Genomic DNA, 17,313 nt, shown 5'->3' on the forward strand with positions numbered 1-17,313 from the left:
AGTCTCCGTTGTTATTGCAGAGTAGCGATATGAGCCGACAGCATAGCCGAAACCCCTCGCAATGCGGGGTATTGTTCGGTGATCAAGTAGGTCGGGATGCGTGCCAAATAACCATTCAGGCGCCCCTTGTCCTCGAAGCGCGCGCGAAACGCGGACTGCGCGAACAGGGGGCCAAGGCGCGGCACGATGCCGCCACCGATATACATGCCGCCGGTCGCGCCCAGGGTCAGCGCGACGTTGCCCGCCACGCTGCCCAGGATGGCGCAGAACACGTCGACCGACCCGCGGCAATCGCTCGATGACCCATCCAGCGCCGCGCTGCTGATGTCGGCCGCCTTGAGACGCTTGCCGGTGCGGGCCCAGTGGATCAGTTCCATGCCCATCCCCGACAGCAGGCGCTCGGCCGAGACGTGGCCGTATTCTCCCCACAGCGCTTCCAGGATCGCCACTTCGTCGCGGGTCACGGGCGCGAAGCTGACGTGTCCTCCTTCTCCCGACAGCGCGATCCAGCGCTCGCCGGCCGGCACCACCCCCGAGACGCCCAGGCCGGTGCCGGGGCCGACCAGGCCGATCGTCCGGTTCGGCAACTCGACGCCGCCGCCGATCTTCTCGCGCCCGTGCTGCGCCAGGTGCGGCAGCGACATCGCCAGCGCGGCGAAGTCATTCACCACCAGCAGCGTGGTCAGGCCCAGCTCGCGGCGCAGGGCCTCGATCGAGAACTGCCAGTGGTGATTGGTCATCCTGATCTCGTCGCCCTCGACCGGATTGGCGATCGCGATCGCCGCATGGCGGATGGTCTCGACGGCCAGCCCGCGGCCGCGGGCGTTCGCCAGATAAGCGCGCATCGCGTCGCCCAGGTCCGGATAGCCGGCGGCCGCCAGCACCTCGATGTCGTCGAGCTTCGGCCCCGTATCCGACTGGATGGCGAAGCGCGCATTGGTGCCGCCGATGTCGGCCAGCAGCCGCAGCTCCGCCGTCATTTCAGCTCGCCGCACTGCACGGAGCCTGCTTCCCTGGCGGCGCCGCCGGCAATCTCGATATTGGCGAAGGCCGCCGCGAAGGCCGCATCGCTGGTGACGGCGAACGGCGTATCGACCCTGGCCAGGTCGAGGCCCTTGGCCTGGAAGCAGGCCAGGGGGATCGACACGGTGTTCTTGGCGCCGATCGCCAGGCGCTTGAACAGGGCGGTCGCATCCAGGTCGACGCTGGTGGCGCCCTGGCGCATCGACAGTGTCACCTTGCCGGCCGGCGCCTGGGCGACGATGGTATCGAAGCGCAGCGCGCCATCCTTGACCGCCGCCGCCGGCAGCACGATGGCGCGCGGGCCGCGCGCTTCGAGGGTCGCCGGGCCGGTCCAGTCGCCGCGCTTGGCATCCTGCTGGGTATTGACCTGGGCGGTGGTGACGGTGATGCCAGGCAGCTTGAAGCTGGCGTTCAGGTCGGCGCCGAGCACAGTGGTTTGCGCGCCGCTGCGGATCGCCAGCGGGTAGCTGGTGCGGTCGGCCTGGCTGAACACCGGGAAGGTATTTCCGGCGCTGCAGCCGCCTTGCGGGATGGTTTCATCGAGCTTGCCCAGCCTGGAGCGGGTGCCGGCTTTCAGGCCATAACCGTAGGCGAACAGCGGCGCGTACTCCTTGTCGCCTACGTTCAGCTTGACCTGGCAGGCCGACTTCGGCCACGAGAACGGCAGAACGCCGCGGAAGTCGTAACGTTGCCGGCCTTCGATCAGCAAGTCCGACACACCCTTGCCTTCGGAGCCCGGCAACCAGGCCGAGATGAAGGTGTCCGAGAGGTTCAGCAGGTCGTTGGCATACACCGGGCGGCCGGTGACCATCACCGTGACCACTGGCTTGCCCTTGCCGCCGACCGCCTTCAGTACGGCCAGGTCTTCCGGATAGCGGCTGCTGTGGCGCAGCGTGCCCGAGGGGTGGATGTCGCCGTCGCCTTCGGCATATGGACGCTCGCCGATCACGGCGACGACGACGTCGAACTTCGACACGTCGACGCCTTTCGCATCCGGGCTGAAGGTCACGTTGTCCTTGCCGGCCGCGTCAACGATGCCGGCCAGGATGGTGTCGGCGTTCTTGAAGTCGGCATTGGTGGTGGCGGTGCCTTGCCAGGTGATCGACCAGCCGCCGCTCTGGTTCGACAGATCGTCGGCGCTCTTGCCCACTACCAGGATCTTCTGGTCGCGTTTCAGGGGCAGGGCCGGGCCTTCGTTCTTGAGCAGCACCAGCGATTCGCGCACCGCCCGGCGCGCCAGCGCGCGTGCCTGCATGGCGTCGTCCTTGCCGGCATGGGCGTTCTGCATCGGGCTCTTGTCGAACAGGCCGGCGCGCAGCTTGACGCGGATGATGCGTGACACCGCGTCGTCGATACGCGCCATCGGGATCTCGCCGCTTTCCACCTGCTTGATGGTATTGGCGATGAAGGCCTTCCAGTCGTCCGGCACCATGAACATGTCGTTGCCGGCGTTGATCGCCTGGGGGCAGCTGTCGTTGCGGCAGCCCTTCACTTCGCCGATGCCGTTCCAGTCGGTGACGATGAAGCCGTCGAAGCCCATCTTGACCTTGAGGATGTCGGTCAGCGCGTACTTGCTGCCGTGGAGTTTTCCGTATTCGGTGCCGCTCGCGGTATCGGTCCAGCTGTTAAACGACGACATCACGGTCTGGGCGCCCGCCTCCAGGGCCGGGAAGTAGCCGGCGCCGTGGATATTGATCAGGTCTGCTTGCGAGGCCTCGGTCACGCCGCGGTCCTTGCCGTTTTTGGTCCCGCCGTCGCCGATGAAGTGCTTGGCGGTGGCGATGGTGTTGGCGTCGTCCTTGAACACGCCCTGCATGCCCTTGACGTATTCGCCGGCATAGCTGCGCACGACCTCCGGATGCTCGGCATAGCTTTCATAGGTGCGGCCCCATCGGTCGTCGCGCACCACGGCCAGGGTCGGGCCGAACACCCAGGCGATGCCGGTTGCGCGTACGGCCCTGGCGGTGGCGGCGCCGATCTCGCGCATCAGTTGCGGATTGCGCGCTGCACCCAGGCCGATATTGTGCGGGAACAGCGTGGCGCCCGGCACGTTGTTGTGGCCGTGGACGGCGTCCGTACCCCACACCACCGGCACCTTGATCGCCATGTCGGTCTTCATCGAGGCCACGTGGTAGGCCTGGGCCAGCGCCAGCCATTCCTTGGCGTCGGCCGCCTTGTTATTGTTCGGCCAGCTGCCGCCGCCGTTGAGCACCGAGCCCAGATAGTATTTCCTTACGTCTTCCGGCTTGGCGGTCTTGATCTCGGGCTGGGTCATCTGGCCGACCTTCTGGGCCAGCGTCATCTTGCCGACGATTTCCTTGACCCGCTTCTCGATCGCTTCATCCTTCTTGATGGCGCTGGCTACGCGCGGCCAGTCGGCCAGGGTGGTATCGGCCGGGGCGGCGGCGCCGCAGAGCGCTGGCAGGGCAAGGGCGATGCAAAGGGCCAGCGTGGAAGGACGAAGCTTGATGATCATGGGTTGTCTCGCTTTATTGTTCGTTGAAGTCGTTTGAGTAAGGGATCATTCCTGGCGCAGGAAGGAACCGTACCATTTGCCGCTGTTCTTCAGGCGGCGCTGCTGTGTGGCGTAGTCGATGTGCACCAGGCCGAAGCGGCGCTGGTAGCCTTCGGCCCACTCGAAGTTGTCGAGCAGGCTCCAGGCGAAATAACCCCTGATCGGCGCGCCGGCGTCGATCGCCTCCTTCATGGCGGCCAGGTGGCGCATCAGGTAGTGACGGCGCTGGGCGTCGTCGATCTCGCCATCCGGGCCCACCACGTCCTCGAAGGCCGAGCCGTTCTCGGTCACGTACATCGGACCCGGGTGGTAGTCGTTCTCGATGCGGGTGAGAAGTTCAGTGAAGCCTTCCGGCGACACCGGCCAGCCCATTGCGGTGATTTCGCCGCTGGTGGTCGGCAGCACTTTCGCGTCGAGTGGCGCATGGGCGGCCTCGTGCTGGATGACTTCGGGGAAGTAGTAGTTGACGCCCATGAAGTCGGTCTTGACCGCGATCGCTTCCATGTCACCCGGTTCGATGTCGGGCGCGGCGGCGCCGAACCGCTCGCGCGTGGCTTGCGGATAACCGCGGCCGAACAGCGGGTCGAGGAACCAGCGATAGCGCATGCCGTCGTGGCGTTCCTTGGCCGCGATATCTTCAGGGCTGTCGCTGGCCGCGCGCAGCGGGTGCAGGCTGACCGCCATGCCCACCTCCGCATCCGGGACGTTGGCGCGGATCAGCGGCACCGCCTTGCCATGCGAGACCAGCACATTGTGCGCGACCTGCAGCGCGGCTTTCAGGTCGGTCTTGCCTGGCGCATGCCAGCCTTCGAAGTTGCCGATGATCGCCGTGCACCACGGTTCGTTGTGGGTGATCCAGTGCTTGACGCGGTCGCCGAGCGCGCGCGTCATGGCGTCGGTGTAATCGAGGAAGGCGTCGATGGTGGCGCGGTTTTCCCAGCCGCCTTCGTCCTGCAGCGCCTGCGGCAAGTCCCAGTGATACAGCGTGGCCCATGGCTGCAGACCGCGTTCGAGCATGCCGTCGATCAGGCGCGAATAGAAGTCCAGGCCTTTCTGGTTCGGCTGGCCCATGACGCCGGTGTAGATGCGGGGCCAGGCGAACGAAAAGCGGTAGGCGTTCAGGCCCATGCCACGCGCGATGTCGAAGTCTTCCGGCCAGCGATGGTAGTGGTCGCAGGCCACCAAACCATCCGAGCCGTCGCGGATCGTGCCGGGCGTGGCGGCGAAGCGGTCCCAGATCGATTCCACGCGGCCGTCTTCACGGCCGGCGCCTTCGATCTGGTATGACGAGGTGGCGCAGCCCCACAGGAAGTCGCGGGCAAAATCGCTGCGCTGCGGCGCGTGAGGCTCGGGTCGGTTGGCAGTGGTCATGGTCTCGCTTCAGGTAATGGAGGTATGTCGAATATCGTTTTCCGGAGAGCTTACCAAGTCATTGGAAAGCTTTCCAGTCTAGTCTCAAAAAAATGGCCGCAAGCGGCCCGCGGCGGCGCCGCTTGCGTGCCTCATGTCTTTTTATTGCCAACTTTGGTAGCGCGCTTGGGTTTCAAGGGCTTCGCGCCGCCGATCCTGGCCAGCGACGCACGCATGGTCACGCCGACCGGGAACTTGCGCGCCACCGGGCGCTTCAAGTCGTAGCAGCGGTTGAGCAGGGCGTTGACGCCGTTCTGCGTCATTTCGCGCCATGGCATGTGCACCGACGTCAGGCGCGGCGCCGAGAATTCGGCGCTGGGCGTGTCGTCGTAGCCGATCACCGACAGGTCGCGCGGCACGCTGATACCGGCTTCCTGGAAGTACGACAGGGCGCCCACCGCCATCTCGTCGTTGGCGCAGAACAGGGCGGTGCACGGCGTCTTCGATTCGACCAGGGCCTTGGCGGCATGCCAGCCACCCTGCGGCGAAAAGTCGCTTTCGACCAGCCACACCTTATCGGTGTCGACGCCGGCATCTTTCAGTTCGTGCATGAAGCCATCGATACGCGCCACGTTGTCGACTAGCGCGTTCGGGCCGGAGATGACGGCGATGTCGCGGTGGCCGTAATCGAGCAGCGTGCGCGCCGCCATGCGGCCGCCCTGTGCGTGGTCGACCGTGAAGCATTGTTCGGGGATCTCGCTGAAGGCGTGATTGAGCGCGACGATCAGGCGCTGCTTGCCGCCCAGGGCCGCGATGTCTGCGTCGAGTAGGGCGCTGGTCATCATGAGCAGGCCGTCGCAACCGCGCTCGATCAGGAATTCGATGCCTTCGATCGCCTGGTTGCGCGCGTCGCCCAGGCCGACGCCGAAGGCGACCACCATGTGCAGGCCGGCCGCGCGCAGCTCGGTGTCGATGATCTGCAGGATCGGCGTGTAGAAGGTGCCGGACAGGACAGGGATGTAGACGCCGACCATCCGGCTGGTGCCGGACAGCAGGGCGCGCGCCGCATGCGAGGGCCGGAAGCCCAGCTCGTCGATCGCCTTGCGCACGCGCTCGAGCGTGGCCGGCGATACCGAGCCCTTGCCGCTGACCACGCGCGAGGCGGTGCCGAGACCTACTCCAGCCAACCGCGCTACGTCCTTGATTGTCGCCACCGCGATCCCTATTCGTTAAATACGTTGATCAAACCAGCCGCCAAGCATACTGCATCCGCGTGCCGATGGCACCACTTGCTCAGAGCCGCTGCCCGCTGCGTGGATCGAACAACGACACGCGGCCGGTGTCGATCGTGAGGCGCACCGCCTGGCCGGACGCCAGCGGCCGCGCGTCGTGCACGAGGCAAGATAGGGCCTGGCCGGCGCAATCGAGCCACACCACCTGGTGGTTTCCCATCGGCTCGACCAGGGTGATCGTGGCCTGCATGGGACCATGGTCGTTGATGTGAATGTGTTCCGGGCGCGCGGCCAGTGTGACGGCGCCCGGTTGCGCGTCGTTCGCTAGCGGGAGCGTGAGCGCGCCGGCGCAAAAGGCTCCCTGCACATCGACGCTGCCCTCGATGAAATTCATCGAGGGAGAACCGAGGAAGCCCGCCACGAAGCGGTTGGCGGGCGTGTCGTAGACCTCGGCCGGGGTGCCGATCTGCTGGATGCGGCCCGCCTGCATCACCACGATGCGGGTCGCAAGCGTCATCGCCTCGGCCTGGTCGTGGGTCACGTAGACCATGGTCGAACCGAGCGTCTGGTGCAGCAGCTTGAGTTCGCGGCGCAGTTCGGCGCGCAGCTTGGCGTCGAGGTTCGACAGCGGTTCGTCGAACAGGTAGACGCCGGCTTCGCGCACCAGCGCGCGGCCGATGGCGACCCGTTGGCGCTGGCCGCCCGAGAGCTGGGACGGCTTGCGCTCCAACAGGGCGTCGAGCTGCAGCATCTCGGCCGTCTTGCGCACGCGGCGCTGCACTTCCGCCTTGGGCGTGCCGGCGATCTTCAGGCCGAACGACATATTCTTTTCGACCGTCATCGTTGGGTACAGCGCATACGACTGGAATACCATGCCGATCCCGCGCTCACTCGGGTCGGCGTGGCTCATGTCGCGGCCGCCGATCTCGATCGCGCCGCCCGACAGGTCGATCAGGCCGGCAATGCTGTGCAGCAGGGTCGACTTGCCGCAGCCCGAAGGGCCGAGCAGCACCAGGAATTCTCCCGGCTCGATTTGCAGGTCGAGGTCGCGGATGATCTGGTTGCTGCCGCGGGTGATGCACAGCTTGCGTAGGTGGACGTTCGACATAGGGTCAGCCTTTCACGGCGCCGGCGGCGATGCCGCGCACGAACCAGCGTCCGGAGATGAAGTAGATCGCCAGCGGCACCGCGGCGGTCAGGATGGTCGCGGCCATGTTGACGTTGTACAGGCGGGTGCCGGTAGTGGTGTTGATCACGTTGTTCAGCTGGACCGTCATCGGCAGGTTCTCGCGGCCGGCGAACACCAGGCCCAGGATGTAGTCGTTCCAGACGCCGGTGACCTGCATGATCGCGGCCACGACGATGATTGGCAGCGACATCGGCAGCATCACCTGCAAGAAGATGCGCCAGAAGCCGCCGCCGTCGATGCGCGCGGCCTGGAACAGCTCGTGCGGCACCGAGGCATAGTAATTGCGGAACAAGAGGGTCATGAGCGGCATGCCGAAGATGACGTGCACCATCACGATGGCAGGCAGCGAACCGAATACGCCAGCATGCGCCATCATCCACACCAGCGGATAGATCATCACCTGCACCGGGATGAAGGCGCCGGCCAGCAGCACGCCGAACAGCAGGTTGGCGCCACGCGGACGCCAGAACGACAGCGCGTAGCCGTTCACGGCGCCGAGCAGGATCGGGATCACGGTGCTGGGCACGGCGATCGCCACCGAATTCCAGAAGCCCTGGCTGACCGCGACCCAGGCCGCGCGCCACGGCTCGAGCGTGGCTCCATGGGGCAGGGCGAACACATTGCCCATCCTGATCTCGTCCATCGGCTTGAACGAGGTGATGATCATGACGTACAGCGGCAGCAGGAAGAACAGCGCGGCGCTGAACAGGAAGGCATAGACGCCGAGGCGCGCGGGCGTAAACAGGCGCTTGCGGCGGGCGGCGGCGGGGGCATGTGCAATCGGCATGGGCGGGGCGACGGCGCGCAGCTGGTTCATGCGTGCCCTCCAGCCAGGCGCGCGCGGCGGCTGCGGGCGTAGGCGTACGGCGCGAGCAAGGCCAGCACCGGGATCAGCAGCGTGACTGCGCCGGCCGAGGCCAGGCCGATGTTCGAACGCAGGAACAGGTGGTCCATGATGAACTTGGCCGGCACTTCGCTGGCAATACCGGGGCCGCCCTGTGTCATCGCGACCACGGCGTCGAACAGTTTCACTACCGCCGTAGACAGCAGCAGGAACACGGTGGCGACCGAAGGGCCGAGCATCGGCAACACGATCTGCAGATACACGCGCCAGGCCGGGACGCCGTCCAGGCGCGCGGCCTTGTAGATTTCGGGATCGATGCCGCGCAGGCCGGCCAGCATCAGGGCCATGACCAGGCCCGAGGCCTGCCACACGGTGGCGATCACGACGGTGTAGATGACCAGGTCCTGGTGCACGAGCCAGTCGAACGAAAAGTCTTGAAAGCCCATCCGGCGTACGGCGCCTTCGACGCCGCTGCCGGGCGCCAGCAGCCATTGCCATACCAGGCCGGTGGCGATGAAGGACATCGCGTACGGGTACAGGAACACGGTGCGCAGCAGGCCTTCGCCCTTGACGTTCTGGTCGATGAAGACGGCGAGCAGGAAGCCGATCGCCATGCAGGCCAGGATGAACGCGATGCCGTAGATGGCGAGGTTGTGCAGCGAGAGCAGCCAGCGCTCGTTGTCGAACAGGCGCACGTATTGTGCGGCGCCGATGAAGGTGTCGGACGGGAAGGTACGCGAGGCGGTGAACGACGTGCGCAGCGTCCACAGCGCGCCACCGATATAGGCGCCCAGCGCCACCAGCGCCAGCGGCAGGAGGGCAATGTGGGTAGCCAGTCGGACAGGGGGGCGTTTGGCGAGCATGGCGTCAGTACTTGAGGGCGTTGGCGATGCTGCGCTGGACCTTGTCCACCCTGATGTCCATGTTCCAGTAGGCGGTCAGGATATCCTGCATGGCGCCGTTCTGGTCGGGCGTCAGGTAGACCTCGGTGACGCCCAGCTGGCGCGAGCGGTCCTTGACGATCTCGATACCCTTCTGCGCGCAGATGTCCAGCTGCGACGCATCGGCGTCCAGGCGCACCGGGATCGAGCCTTTCAGCTTGCTGAAGGCTACTTGCAGCGCGGGCTGGGAGACGACGTCGGCCAACAGTTGCTGGGCCTTGATCGCGTCCGCCTTGTCGGTGCGCGGGAAAACGAAGACATCGCCCTGCATCAGGTAGGGCGTGTCGGGCTTGAGACCCGGGATGCAGCCGTAGTGCTGGCCCGGCAGCTGGCCGGCGTTGGTGAATTCGCCCTTGGCCCAGTCGCCCATCACCTGGAAGCCGGCCCGGCCCGCGATGAGCATCGCGGTGGCGTCGTTCCAGTTGCGCCCCGGCGAACCGGCATCGACATAGGACTTCATGCGCTTGAAGGCGAGCAGCACGTTGCGAAATCGCGGCGATAGGATCGTGGCCTGGTCGCGGTCACGGATCACCTTGAGGTACAGTTCGCGGCCGCCGATATTGGCCAGCAGGGCCGAGAACAGCACCGTCTCCTGCCACGACTGGCCGCCGTGGGCCAGCGGCACCAGGCCGGCGGCCTTCAGCTTGTCGAGGGCGGCGAACAGTTCGTCGATGCTGGCCGGTTCCTGGTCGATGCCGGCCTTCCGGAAGGCGGCTTTCGAATACCAGATCCAGGTCTGCATGTGGATGTTGAGCGGCACCGCATAGTAGTGGCCATCGTGCTTGATCACGTCGATCAGCGGCTCGGGCAGGATGCGGTCCCAGTCCTGAGCCTGGGCGACCAGGTCGACGTTGTTGAGCATGTCCTGCTCGATCACGTCGGTGAACTGTTTCGAGGTGTTGAACTGGGCGGCGGTCGGCGGATTGCCGCCGATGATGCGGTTGATGGTGACGGCGCGCGACTGGTCGCCGCCGGCGATGGCGCTGTCGATCCACACGCCGCCGGCGGCGCGATAGGCCTGGGCGACCTGCTTGACAGCGCTCGACTCGCCGCCGGAGGTCCACCAATGGATGACTTCCGCCTTCGGCGCGGCAGCATGCGCTGGCGCAATCGCCAGTCCAAGCGCATAGGCAGCGGCGCACAGCCGTGCGCAGGCTGTAGCCAGGGTGCGGGGTGTGACCATCGTGTCTCCATTCAACGCCATTATTTTTTTGGCACGTTGGAAACGTTACCATTGGCTTGGCCCGACTATAGCATCGGGGTCATGCAGGGTCAAACTAATCTTGCATTATGTCATTTTGACACGAATCTTTGGAGAAGCTTAAGGTCCTGCGTTGCTGAGGTCTGATATTTACATGGATACTCGCGAGGCATAGCGGGCCCGCCTTGTCGTGGGTCCGACACAACAATTATCCCCAGACAGTCCAATGCACGGCGCAATGGATACCACAGAAATCTTCCTGATCGCGATGCTGCTGATCTTTACCGTGCCCTACCTGATCTAGCGGCTCGGCAATACGGATTACTGGGCGCCACTGGTCATCGTGCAGATCATCACCGGTGTGCTGCTGGGACCTGGCGTGCTGGGCAAGGCGTATCCGGAATACTAGGGCTTCGTTTTCAATCCGCAGGTGATCCAGTGTTTGAATGGGATCGCCTGGTGGGCATTCATGATGTTCGTGATGCTGGCGGGGATCGAGCTCGATCTCAAGAAGGCGTGGGAGCATCGGCGCGAGAGTTCGATCACGGCCTGGCTGGCGCTTGGCATGCCGCTCGTCTTCGGCAGCGTGGCGGCGGCGGGCATGCTCGGCCATGCCGGCTGGATCGGTCCGGAGGCGCAAAGCGGGCAGTTCGGGCTGGGCGTGGGCATGGCGTGCGCGGTAACGGCGCTGCCGATCCTGATCGTCTTGATGGAAAAGCTGGACATCCTGCGCCAGCCCTGGGGCAGCGCATGCTGCGTATGCCAGCCTGGACGATGTCGCGATCTGGGGCGTGCTGGCGCTGATCCTGCTCGATTGGGAGCGGGTCGGGCGGCAATTGGGCTTCTTCCTGCTGTTTATCGTCGCGACCGGGCGGTTGCGCAAGCTGATGGTGAGCATTCCCGAGCGCGACCGCTGGTTCGCGATGCTGGTGTGGCTGGTGATCTGCGGTTTCGCGGCCGACTGGGCCGGCCTGCACTATATGGTGGGCGCGTTCCTGGCCGGCGCGGCGATGAATGCGGACTGGTTTGACCAGGAAAAGCTCGACTTCCTGCGCCATAACATGCTGCTGGTGCTGATGTCGGTCTATTTCCTGAGCATGGGCTTGAGGACGAACTGGGCGCTCGGTGGCGCGGCGGTATTCGTCGCGGCGGCAGCGCTGCTCGCCGCTTCGGTGTCGGGCAAGCTGGTGGGCGTGCGGATCGCCGGACGCGTTCTTGGCTGGAGCAGGGAAGAAGCCTGGTATCGGTTGGCAGGGGGCCGCGCTCATCCTCAAGGCCAGATAAGCATGTCAATACTGCCCCGGCATCTGGACCGCGGCAATGTGCCGCTGCGCTTTGCTGCGGCGCAGGAAATACCGACACTGGGGTCGAGAACATTCCAGGTATTCCAGTTGTGTGACTACTTCTAAATAAACGTCAATATCTTCGGGCTTTAGCATTTTTCGCCAAGCCGCGCATATTAGAAAAATTGATCAAGATTAACGTTTTGATCGAATTTTGCGAAATTGACAGCTTTGATCATTTTGCCATTTGTCAGTAGCTTACTCCCTAGCCGATAAAATCGATATTAATAATATATTTATTCGTACGATTCGGCTGATACCGAGGACTTAGACGCGTACCTGGACGCTCTTGCGTTAGTCAACCCAGGAAGTGGGTTGACGATGGTGGGCGGGATGGGTGGCGTAGACATAGCCGGCAATACTTGGGGCAGCGACTCGGACCACTAAAGGCAAAAAGCGGGACAGGGGCCCGCGAATAAGCACTGTTATTTTGGGTCAGAGCACTTCGAAACAGCTCACTTCTTTTTAACTCGGACCGCATCGAAAAACCAGCCCTGCCAGAAAATCACTAGATGGTTTGGTTTCGTGATGAATACCGACGTACAGCTCAAGTCAACGACAGTAACCGGGTTTGGCAAGCCGAGGTCTTTTGAGCTCGCGTGAAATTCTTCGCGCAAATGAAGCCGGGGTTCGACTTTTTGCGCTTCGAATTCCGTTTTCCCACAGTCCATTTTTCCGAATTTGACTTTATCTTTCCTTATCGTGAAAACTTGACCGAGAAGTTGCTTAGCCTCGCGTTCATCGAGAGAAGCTATCTCCGCACCGTCAAGTGCCGCAGTAAACAGCCAGTCGCCTGTTACCCGCCGTTCAATAGAGTCTGACGCATGCGCAGAAGGCAACGTAACGATAGCAACTGCAATAACGACTGACCAAGCATTAACGCGCTGAGCAAGAAGACGAAAAAAAGACATATCAATTCTCCTCATTTAGCAGCGGCGGTCGCCGCTTTGTCCTTGGCAAGAAAAGGGGCAGCTTCTTCAGCGCGGCGCTTGATTAGTCCGGGAGCAATAACGTATTTCTTCTTACCTTTTTCGACAACTTGAACTTTAATCATTAACGCCATGTTTGCGGCGGCTCCAGCAAAATCGCCGTTATTGACAAACGCGAACGTAGTGAAAGAGCCTTTCGCTCCCGCATTATAAGCTAAGCTGCATAGCGCATCGAACTGAGCTTGATTGAGCGGAACAGTGACATTGCGATGAACGATTCCTTCTGCCTTAGCAATCTGTCGCTCGAATTCCTGGTCAACCATCGCAACAGATACTTTCTTGCCTAACTCTTCTTTCGTGCAAACGCCTTTATGCGCGAGAATGCCAACGCCCCACGTGCAATGCCCCTTATTCTTGCCCATATCGTTATAGTAGCGATACACGGCCTTCTCAGTTGCCCGAAGGCGAGCACGACCCTCCGGCGACATTCTCATTTTCGCAGTAGGTTTTAAGAGCTTGGGATTGTTGCTAGTCATGTCTAGCTCCATAAGCGAGAGAAACAATCAATTTATCACTATGGAAGGCAGAGTTATTGATACCTCGCAAGCGGACTCTGCATTAGTTCAGGCAAGATAGTAAGCCCACAATACGGAGGATTTATGGCTATCGACGTGTATCTGCAAATCGACGGAATCAAGGGCGAATCGCAAGACGATAAGCACAAGGACTGGATTGAATGCGCAAGCGTCAATTGGGGGCTGATTCAGCCGCGCAGCGCAACAGCATCAACAGGCGGCGGGCATACGGCAGAGAGAGTGGAGTTGGAAGAGGTCACGTTCAGCAAAATGGCGGACTTGTCGTCGCCAATTCTCATGCAGACCTGCGCTATGGGGAAAACGATACCCAAAGCGAAATTCGAGTTTATGCGCGCGGACGGTAACGGGACGCCGATTAAGTATTTCGAAATCGAACTAGAAAACGTGCTCATCGGCGCAATCTCGCCTGGCATCGAAGCTGGTTCAATTCTGCATGAGCATGTCAGCTTAAAATTCTCAAAAGTGAAATTGAAATACACGCAGCAGAAAATAGGCGGCGGCGGTGGCGGCTCGACTGTTGGCGGCTGGGACCTTGCTGCAAATAAAGTTGCGTGAACAAGCGAATCGAAAAAAAGCGGGCCAAAAGGCCCGCGAATAAGTACAAATGGTGCCTGGTACTTAGTCTTCTGCTCGAATCAGGCAGAGTGACACATGCAAATGGTATTCACCGTTAGAACCACCCTCCGGGATACCGACATCGTAGGTGACGCTGAGGACGCGACCCACATCTAAACATTGTCCTACAGCCTGTATAGCAACATCGAGCGCATTTGCATCAGTGCGGGAGCATTGATTCGTTAAATGGCTCCCTGGCGTCGTTAAACGCGTCGTCCCACCCCTGAACCCACGCTGCAGCATACAGGTCAGAAAACGCCGGAACGCACCGCGGATAGCCTTCACGGAACGCGACAGCTAAAGTGGACCCGTCAGTCAAGACACTTTGCCGGTTAATTTAAGCTGTGCCCAGTTCCACTTCATCAGCTGCTCGGCGCTGTCCCGTCATACTCTTTCCCTGGTGCTCAGCGCCCTCGTCGCCGAACCTGTCGACGATCATCGCGCCGCCGCCAAGGCTTGTACGGTAGACGTGGTCAGGCGTCTGGTAGCCCAATGACTGGTGGGGCCGCTGCCCGTTGTAGAAGGCGAAATACTGCGCCAAGCCCACCGTCAATTCCGCCATGCTGGCGTACCCCTTCAAGTACACGTCCTCGTACTTCACGTTGCGCCATAGTCGCTCGACGAAGATGTTGTCCAGCGCGCGCCCACGGCCATCCATGCTGATCGTCACGTCTTCCCGCTTCAGCACGTCCGTGAAGGCCGTGCTGGTGAACTGCGAACCCTGATCGCTGTTGAACACCTCCGGCCGCCCATGATGGCGCAAGGCGTCCTCCAGGCAGTCCATGCAGAACGACGCGTCCATGCTGTTGCTGATGCGCCAGGACAGCACCTTGCGGCTGTACCAGTCGATGATGGCTACCAGGTACACAAAGCCACGCGCCAAGCGGATGTAGGTGATATCTGTCGACCACACCTGGTTGGGTCGTATCACTGGCACGCCCCGCAACAGGTACGGATTAGACCTTGTGCCGAGGATGCGCCTTGCTCGTATTCGGTCCGGGCGCCATGCCTGCCAAGCCCATACCGCGCATCAGACGCTGCACGCGCTTGCGGTTGACAGCGTGGCCCACTGCGCGCAGAAACACCACCATGCGCCTGCTGCCATAAAACGGCCGGCTGGTGTATTCTTCGTCGATCAGCGCACACAGCCCCAGATCGCTTTCGTCCTCGCATGCCTGCCGAGATGCTGCATCGATTCGGCGGTACACCGTCGCTCGCGGCACTCCTGCCAGCTCGCACTGGCGCGTCACCGGAAGCTTGGCGTGCTCGGGTTCGATCCAATCCAGACGGGCCTGCTGGCTCACGGCCCCAGCTTTTTTTTAAGCCAGTCCACTTCCATTTTCAGACGCCCGATCTCGCCATACAGCTTGTCCTCGGGGCTCGTTTCATCAATTGGCTTCGGCCCACGCTTGGCGTCGAACAGAACCCCTGCGTTCTCAAGGATCTCTTTTTTCCACTGGCCAACCATCACCGGATGTACGCCAAATTCCTGCGCAATCTCCGTCACCGTCTTCACACCCCGTACTGCCTCCAAGCCGACCTTCGCCTTGAATTCTGCCGTGTGCACCCTGCGCTTTTTGCCTTCGCTCATCTGCTGCCATCCTTTCACAGACAACAGCTTAAACCACCGTCTCAAATCCGGGGTCCACTATACGAAAAAGGGGACTACGTTTCCGTAATCCCCTGATTTTAAACGATAATTCTGGTGCCGACTGCAGGACTCGAACCCGCCACCTGATGATTACAAATCACCGGATATCGGTATTCATGAGTGTTGAGTGGTGTTGATTTGTTCAGTGCATATCTTTATTAATCAATGGCTTATACTGTTTTTGCTGTAGAGTTCATGTGGATAAGTGTTGATGAGTATGCTACCATTCGGGTTACATGGCGGTTACATGACGGTTACATGGTGGTTACGCAGAGCATCCTCGTGGAGTAGTAGTGAGAAAAGTAAAATTCGCGGCAGGCAGGGTGGAAGAGTTCATCTGCGAGAACGGGAAGAGTCAGTCATTCCTTTGGGATACAGCTTCACCAGGTCTGGGGTTGCGGGCAACGGCGAAAGGGGCCAAGTCCTATATTTTTCAGGGGAAGCTGGATGGCGTCACTATCCGGCTAACGATCGGTGACCCGCGCACATGGGACATCGGCAAGGCTCAAGCAGAAGCACGTCGCCTGAAAGTCCTGATTGATAATGGCCAGGACCCGCGAAAAGTGAAGGAAGATGTGTTAGCTGCAGAGAGATCGGCGCGCGCTGTGCAGCAAGCGGCGGTCGTAGCCGAACAGGAAAAACAGTTGCGCGAGTCCGTGAGCTTGGGCCACGTTTGGCCTGAGTACATCGCCGATCGCATCGCGACGCGAGAAGCGGGCTGGTCGGATCACCATATTGCCGCTCATCGCAAGATTATCCAAGAAGGTGGCCAGCCTCGGAAACGCAGTCCAGCGCTCACGAAGGCTGGTCCGCTCTGGTCTTTGTCGAAGCTGCGGCTCGTCGACCTGACGAATGAGCGGGTAGAAGCCTGGGCGAGGGAAGAGGCGAAGATTCGCCCCTCGAGCGCACGACTGGCCTGGAGGCTGCTCAAGGCGTTCATGAACTGGTGTGCTTCGCATAAAACGTATTCGATCCTGGTTCCCACCAATCCGACCAAGAGCGCGAGGACTCGCGAAAGCCTGGGTAAAGAGAAGCGGCGCCACGACGTTCTTCAGCGCGAGATGTTGCAGTCGTGGTTCAACGCGGTGCGCAAGATCGGAAATCCGGTGATTGCAGCCTACCTTCAGGTTCTGCTGGTCACCGGTGCCCGGCGCGAGGAACTCGCTGCACTGAAGTGGGCAGACGTGAACTTCCAGTGGGGCAGCATCAAGCTCTCGGACAAGGTCGAGGATTTTCGGATGGTTCCGTTGACGCCTTTCGTTGCTGAGCTTCTGACCAATCTGCCGCGTAGGAACGCCTATGTGTTCTCCAGTCCGACGTCAGCATCGGGACATATCGCAGAGCCACGAATTGCTCATAACGAGGCGGTTGCAGTGGCCGGTTTGCCGAAGCTTACGCTGCACGGCTTGCGACGGTCGTTCGCAACCCTGAGCGAGTGGGTCGAAACGCCAAATGGTATCGCCGCACAAATTCAGGGGCATGCGCCCCAAGGCGTACGTGAGCAGAACTACATCCGTCGGCCGCTTGATTTGCTGCGAGTCTGGCATATGAAGATTGAGGCGTGGATACTCGATCAGGCTGGGATCGCCGTAGCACCGACACAACCAATATTGCGCGTCGTGGCTTCTTGAAGACATGCGTTGGAAACCAGTCGAGTGCAAGCCGACCGAGATAAGTTTCATCTGTGTGTTCCACTTACTGGTTCGAACTGTACTGGGCCGGCGTGACAAGGTCGTGGGGAAAATCGCCTCGCTTTGATAGAGCACCGTAAGCGTCCAACCGCCCCACCTTCACAGCGGAATCAGGTCGGCGTAGAGTCCGGAAATGGCAGCAGCGAATCGATTCGGCTGTTCGGGCAGGTAGGCAGTTTCTCGAGTGTCTCAG

The 17,313-nt window shown here is 61.6% G+C and carries 14 protein-coding genes, 1 tRNA gene and 1 pseudogene; 3 read left to right on the forward strand and 13 right to left on the reverse strand.

Annotated elements, in window-relative coordinates; genetic code table 11:
* Window positions 1-11: 11 nt before the first annotated feature.
* From AC56KW_RS12560 to AC56KW_RS12600, 9 genes are all read right to left on the reverse strand, one after another.
* Entirely contained in the window at window positions 12-980 is a 969-nt protein-coding gene (locus AC56KW_RS12560; RefSeq protein ID WP_497171065.1) for a glucokinase, read from the reverse strand.
* Entirely contained in the window at window positions 977-3,499 is a 2,523-nt protein-coding gene (locus tag AC56KW_RS12565; protein ID WP_497171066.1) for a glycoside hydrolase family 3 protein, read from the reverse strand. Before AC56KW_RS12565 ends, AC56KW_RS12560 begins: the two co-directional genes overlap by 4 nt.
* Window positions 3,500-3,544: 45 nt before the next feature.
* Window positions 3,545-4,909, reverse strand: coding sequence for a GH1 family beta-glucosidase (locus AC56KW_RS12570; RefSeq protein ID WP_497171067.1), 1,365 nt, complete (start codon window positions 4,907-4,909; stop codon window positions 3,545-3,547).
* Between the two features lie 131 nt (window positions 4,910-5,040).
* Window positions 5,041-6,102, reverse strand: a complete 1,062-nt coding sequence (locus AC56KW_RS12575; RefSeq protein ID WP_497171068.1) for a LacI family DNA-binding transcriptional regulator — start codon at window positions 6,100-6,102, stop codon at window positions 5,041-5,043.
* A 79-nt stretch (window positions 6,103-6,181) separates the two neighbouring features.
* Entirely contained in the window at window positions 6,182-7,228 is a 1,047-nt protein-coding gene (locus AC56KW_RS12580) for an ABC transporter ATP-binding protein (protein WP_497171069.1), read from the reverse strand.
* A gap of 4 nt (window positions 7,229-7,232) precedes the next feature.
* Complete coding sequence (locus AC56KW_RS12585) at window positions 7,233-8,096, reverse strand: carbohydrate ABC transporter permease (RefSeq protein WP_497171083.1); 864 nt, start codon at window positions 8,094-8,096, stop codon at window positions 7,233-7,235.
* Between the two features lie 26 nt (window positions 8,097-8,122).
* Window positions 8,123-9,016, reverse strand: coding sequence for a carbohydrate ABC transporter permease (locus AC56KW_RS12590; protein ID WP_497171070.1), 894 nt, complete (start codon window positions 9,014-9,016; stop codon window positions 8,123-8,125).
* Window positions 9,017-9,020: 4 nt separating this feature from the next.
* Window positions 9,021-10,277, reverse strand: a complete 1,257-nt coding sequence (locus AC56KW_RS12595) for an ABC transporter substrate-binding protein (RefSeq protein WP_497171071.1) — start codon at window positions 10,275-10,277, stop codon at window positions 9,021-9,023.
* 226 nt (window positions 10,278-10,503) lie between these two features.
* Window positions 10,504-10,908, reverse strand: a complete 405-nt coding sequence (locus AC56KW_RS12600) for a hypothetical protein (RefSeq protein ID WP_497171072.1) — start codon at window positions 10,906-10,908, stop codon at window positions 10,504-10,506.
* Window positions 10,909-11,086: 178 nt separating this feature from the next.
* Between AC56KW_RS12600 and AC56KW_RS12605 the strand changes: the two genes are divergently transcribed.
* Complete coding sequence (locus AC56KW_RS12605) at window positions 11,087-11,704, forward strand: cation:proton antiporter domain-containing protein (protein ID WP_497171073.1); 618 nt, start codon at window positions 11,087-11,089, stop codon at window positions 11,702-11,704.
* Window positions 11,705-12,093: 389 nt separating this feature from the next.
* Here the strand turns inward: AC56KW_RS12605 and AC56KW_RS12610 are convergent, their stop codons facing one another.
* Window positions 12,094-12,549, reverse strand: coding sequence for a hypothetical protein (locus AC56KW_RS12610; RefSeq protein ID WP_497171074.1), 456 nt, complete (start codon window positions 12,547-12,549; stop codon window positions 12,094-12,096).
* An 11-nt stretch (window positions 12,550-12,560) separates the two neighbouring features.
* Complete coding sequence (locus AC56KW_RS12615) at window positions 12,561-13,103, reverse strand: lysozyme (RefSeq protein ID WP_497171075.1); 543 nt, start codon at window positions 13,101-13,103, stop codon at window positions 12,561-12,563.
* A gap of 123 nt (window positions 13,104-13,226) precedes the next feature.
* Between AC56KW_RS12615 and AC56KW_RS12620 the strand changes: the two genes are divergently transcribed.
* Window positions 13,227-13,718, forward strand: a complete 492-nt coding sequence (locus AC56KW_RS12620; RefSeq protein WP_497171076.1) for an Hcp family type VI secretion system effector — start codon at window positions 13,227-13,229, stop codon at window positions 13,716-13,718.
* A gap of 397 nt (window positions 13,719-14,115) precedes the next feature.
* Here the strand turns inward: AC56KW_RS12620 and AC56KW_RS12625 are convergent.
* Window positions 14,116-15,369, reverse strand: a pseudogene (locus AC56KW_RS12625) (IS3 family transposase).
* Window positions 15,370-15,481: 112 nt separating this feature from the next.
* Window positions 15,482-15,599: transfer RNA gene (locus AC56KW_RS12630), tRNA-Thr, on the reverse strand.
* Between the two features lie 123 nt (window positions 15,600-15,722).
* Between AC56KW_RS12630 and AC56KW_RS12635 the strand changes: the two genes are divergently transcribed.
* Window positions 15,723-17,060, forward strand: coding sequence for a tyrosine-type recombinase/integrase (locus AC56KW_RS12635; RefSeq protein ID WP_497171077.1), 1,338 nt, complete (start codon window positions 15,723-15,725; stop codon window positions 17,058-17,060).
* The last annotated feature ends 253 nt before the right edge of the window (window positions 17,061-17,313 follow it).

This window comes from Telluria sp. RT2P19 (assembly GCF_059685725.1).

Bases quoted from the DNA above. Each gene is read 5' to 3' on its own strand.
- AC56KW_RS12615 (WP_497171075.1), bottom strand. From the start codon at position 13,103: ATGACTAGCAACAATCCCAAGCTCTTAAAACCTACTGCGAAAATGAGA.
- AC56KW_RS12610 (WP_497171074.1), bottom strand. From the start codon at position 12,549: ATGTCTTTTTTTCGTCTTCTTGCTCAGCGCGTTAATGCTTGGTCAGTC.
- AC56KW_RS12560 (WP_497171065.1), bottom strand. From the start codon at position 980: ATGACGGCGGAGCTGCGGCTGCTGGCCGACATCGGCGGCACCAATGCG.
- AC56KW_RS12595 (WP_497171071.1), bottom strand. From the start codon at position 10,277: ATGGTCACACCCCGCACCCTGGCTACAGCCTGCGCACGGCTGTGCGCC.
- AC56KW_RS12570 (WP_497171067.1), bottom strand. From the start codon at position 4,909: ATGACCACTGCCAACCGACCCGAGCCTCACGCGCCGCAGCGCAGCGAT.
- AC56KW_RS12585 (WP_497171083.1), bottom strand. From the start codon at position 8,096: ATGCCGATTGCACATGCCCCCGCCGCCGCCCGCCGCAAGCGCCTGTTT.
- AC56KW_RS12590 (WP_497171070.1), bottom strand. From the start codon at position 9,016: ATGCTCGCCAAACGCCCCCCTGTCCGACTGGCTACCCACATTGCCCTC.
- AC56KW_RS12565 (WP_497171066.1), bottom strand. From the start codon at position 3,499: ATGATCATCAAGCTTCGTCCTTCCACGCTGGCCCTTTGCATCGCCCTT.
- AC56KW_RS12620 (WP_497171076.1), top strand. From the start codon at position 13,227: ATGGCTATCGACGTGTATCTGCAAATCGACGGAATCAAGGGCGAATCG.
- AC56KW_RS12600 (WP_497171072.1), bottom strand. From the start codon at position 10,908: ATGGCCGAGCATGCCCGCCGCCGCCACGCTGCCGAAGACGAGCGGCAT.
- AC56KW_RS12580 (WP_497171069.1), bottom strand. From the start codon at position 7,228: ATGTCGAACGTCCACCTACGCAAGCTGTGCATCACCCGCGGCAGCAAC.